The sequence below is a fragment of the Variovorax sp. 20P10.2.4 genome, assembly GCF_058244205.1.
Map to the genome: position 1 here is coordinate 1 of NZ_JBZAYE010000917.1, position 2,242 is coordinate 2,242.

A 2,242-nucleotide genomic window follows, 5' to 3' on the forward strand; every position below is an offset into this window, starting at 1 on the left:
GCCGCGCTGCGCACGCTGGCGGACCTGGGCGCGAGCATCGAGCACTTCGACGGCGAAGGCTTCGAGGTCGAGCCGATCTGGCGCGCGATCAACCATACGGTGTGGCGCGCGCGCTTCGGCCCGCTGGTCGAGCGGCATCCCGACAGCTTCAGCGAGACCTTCCGGCGCCAGGTCGAGTCGGCGGCCGGCGTGAGCGGCGTCGAATATCAGGAGGCGATGTTCGCGCGCTCGCAGCTGTTCAAGCGCGTGCAGGCGCTGTTCGAGCGCGCCGACCTGCTCGCGATGCCTACGCTCACGCGCTCCGCGGTGGCGCTCGAGCAGGACCTGTTCGCGCCGCTCGACATCGACGGCCAGCCGTACGAGAACGTGCGCGCGCATTGGTATCCATGGACCATGCCCTTCAACATGACCGGGCATCCGGCCATCAGCCTGCCGAGCGGTTTCGGCGGCGACGGCATGCCGCTGGGCCTGCAGCTCGTGGGCCGTTTCCAGGACGACGCGGCGCTGCTGGGCGCCTCGGCCGCGTTCGAGGCCGCCACGGGATTCATGGCGCGGCGACCCGCGCTCGCTTGAGGAGCACCGCCGATATCATCGGCGCATGAAGCAACACACCCGCTGCAGCTGGGCCGAGGGCGATGCCCTGATGAGCGCCTACCACGACGCCGAATGGGGCGTGCCCGAGCGCGATCCGCGCATGCTCTGGGAGACGCTGATGCTCGAGGGCTTCCAGGCCGGCCTGGCCTGGATCACCGTGCTGCGCAAGCGCGACACCTTCCGCGAGGCCTTCGCGGGCTTCGATCCGAAGAAGGTCGCGCGTTTCGACGAGAAGGACATCGAGCGGCTGATGGGCAACCCCGGCATCATCCGAGCGCGCGCCAAGATCGAGGCCACCATCCGCGGCGCCCAGATCTACAACGAGATGGAAGCGCGCGGCGAGAGCTTCACCGACTTCTGCTGGTCCTTCACCGGCGGCAAGGTGATCGAGAACGACGGCAAGACGCGCACCGTGTCGTCCGAGCTGTCCGAGCGCGTGTCGAAGGAACTCAAGAAGCGTGGCTTCAAGTTCGTCGGCCCGACCATCGTCTATGCCTGGCTGCAGGCGGTGGGCATCGTCAACGACCACGACGCGGCCTGCTTCCGGCGCGCGCAGGTCGCGAAGGTCGCGCAGGTGGCCAAGGCGGGCTGAGCGCCGCGCGCCGGGCCGGCGCGCCTTTCTCGTCGCTTCTTTCGTCTCTTCCGACGATGCGGCACCCACCGGGCCGCGACAAGATCGTCCTCCACACAGACAAGGCCGCCCGCGGCCAAGGAGACGGACGATGCCGGGCCCATTGCAAGGATTGCGCGTGATCGAGATGGCGGGCCTCGGCCCCGGTCCCTTCTGCGCGATGCTGTTCGCCGACATGGGCGCCGAGGTGCTGCGCATCGAGCGGCCCGGCACGCCGCGCAACCCCCACGACATCCTCGCGCGCGGCCGCAGCCTGCTGCAGATCGACCTGCGCGCCGAGGGCGCGGCCGCCACCGTGCGCGATGCCATCGCGCGCGCCGACGTGCTGATCGAGGGCTTCCGCCCCGGCGTGATGGAGCGCCTGGGCCTCGGTCCGGCCGACTGCCTCGCGCTCAATCCGCGCCTGGTCTACGGCCGCATGACCGGCTGGGGCCAGCACGGCCCGCTGGCGCAGGCGGCCGGCCACGACATCAACTACATCGCGCTGAGCGGCGCGCTGCACGCGGTCGGCCGCGCGGGCGAGCCGCCGGTGCCGCCGCTCAACTACGTCGGCGATTTCGGCGGCGGCGCCATGTTCCTGGCCTTCGGCATCCTCGCGGCGCTGCACGAGGCCAAGGCCTCGGGTCAGGGCCAGGTGGTCGATGCCGCCATGACCGACGGCGCCGCGCTGATGTCGGCCATGATGTACGGCCTCAAGGCGGGCGGCCGGTGGAGCAACCAGCGCGGTGAGAACCTGATCGACGGCGGCGCCCACTTCTACGACACCTATGCCTGCGCCGACGGCCGCTACGTGGCCATCGGCGCCATCGAGCCGCAGTTCTATGCGCTGCTGCGCGAGCGCTGCGGCATCGCCGACGACCCGGCCTTCGATGCCCAGATGGATGCCGCGCGCTGGCCGCTGCTCAAGCTGCGCCTGGCCGACGTTTTCCGCACCCGCACGCGCGATGAATGGTGCGCGCTGCTCGAGGGCAGCGATGCCTGCTTCGCGCCGGTGCTCGACTGGGACGAGGCGCCCGC

The 2,242-nt window shown here is 70.7% G+C and carries 3 protein-coding genes; all 3 read left to right on the forward strand.

All coding sequences use genetic code 11. The features are described 5' to 3' along the window. On the forward strand, positions 1 to 573 hold a 573-nt coding region (locus tag AC27VN_RS39370), incomplete at its 5' end, for an amidase family protein (protein WP_490880201.1). 25 nt (positions 574 to 598) lie between these two features. Further along, positions 599 to 1,186: a DNA-3-methyladenine glycosylase I gene (locus AC27VN_RS39375; RefSeq protein WP_490880202.1), complete on the forward strand. Its 588-nt coding sequence runs from the start codon at positions 599 to 601 to the stop codon at positions 1,184 to 1,186. Positions 1,187 to 1,316: 130 nt separating this feature from the next. Then, the coding region (locus tag AC27VN_RS39380) for a CaiB/BaiF CoA transferase family protein (RefSeq protein WP_490880203.1) at positions 1,317 to 2,242 on the forward strand (926 nt) is incomplete at its 3' end.

What these genes read in the sequence shown, in the direction of transcription:
- AC27VN_RS39375 (WP_490880202.1), top strand. Translation starts at nt 599, where the DNA reads ATGAAGCAACACACCCGCTGCAGCTGGGCCGAGGGCGATGCCCTGATG.